This is a genomic window from Streptomyces sp. NPDC055078 (assembly GCF_053607985.1).
The window spans coordinates 1-1024 of the sequence record NZ_JBSGUP010001169.1 but is presented as its reverse complement, the minus strand read 5'-3'; the positions used below and the strand labels follow the sequence as shown (position 1 = coordinate 1024).

Sequence of the window (1024 nt, the reverse complement as noted above, 5' to 3'; positions counted from 1 at the left end):
GGGAGGCGCCGTACCCCCCGCCCGCCGTCCACCAGCACCACCACAACACCCCCTCATGAACAGGCAGGGAGGCAGTCCGTGACGAACGACAAGTCACGCACCGGCCAGGGCACAGGCACCGGCGGGCGGACGACACATTCCGGCGAGCGGACGCGTAGCGGCGAGCGCACGGGCACGGGCACGGGCGAGCGGGCACCTGCCGACGAGCGGACGCACACCGGCCGGCCCACGGGCACCGACGAGCCGGCGACCCGCACCGGAGTCTGGTTCGTCGGCGCGCGCGGCTCCGTCGCCACCACGGCCGTCGCCGGATGCGCGGCCGTCGCGGCCGGACTGCACCCCCCGACCGGCATGGTCACCGAGACCCCGCCCTTCGCCGCGTCACGGCTGCCCGCCCTGTCCTCCCTGATCTTCGGCGGTCATGACACCGCCCACTGCCCCCTGCCCAAGCGCGCCGAGGAACTCACCGCCGCAGGAGTGCTCCCGCACGGCCTCGCATCGGCCGTCCGCGCCGAACTCACCGCCGCCGACCAGGAGATACGGCCCGGCGGCCCCCAGCCGGGCGACACCCGAACCGACGGCGAACTCATCGAAGCCTTCGCCGCCGACCTGCGAGGCTTCCGCGACCGGCACGAGCTGGTCCGGGTCGTCGTCATCAATGTCTCCTCCACCGAACCCCTCCCGGAACCCGGCGCCGAACGGCTCGCCCCCAGCTCCCTCTACGCCGCCGCCGCCATCCGCGAGGGCTGCCCCTTCGTCAATTTCACCCCCTCCGCCGGGCTGCGCACCCCGGCCCTCCAGACCGCCGTCGCGGGCTGCGGACTTCCTCACGCGGGCCGCGACGGCAAGACCGGCCAGACGCTGCTCCGCTCCGTACTCGCCCCGATGTTCGTGCAACGCGCCCTGCCTGTACGGGCCTGGTCGGGCACCAACCTGCTGGGCGTCGGGACGGGCGGCCGGGCAGGGCGAGCGGGAGATGGGTGGGGTGGCCCGGTGCGCGCGGGAGGTGGTTGGGGTCGCCCGG

1 protein-coding gene is annotated in these 1024 nt (G+C 75.0%); it reads left to right on the top strand.

Annotation, left to right across the window (positions count from 1 at the left end):
• Positions 1-78 precede the first annotated feature (78 nt).
• Positions 79-1024: inositol-3-phosphate synthase (locus ACWF94_RS40985; RefSeq protein ID WP_453500463.1), on the top strand; the 946-nt coding region annotated here is incomplete at its 3' end.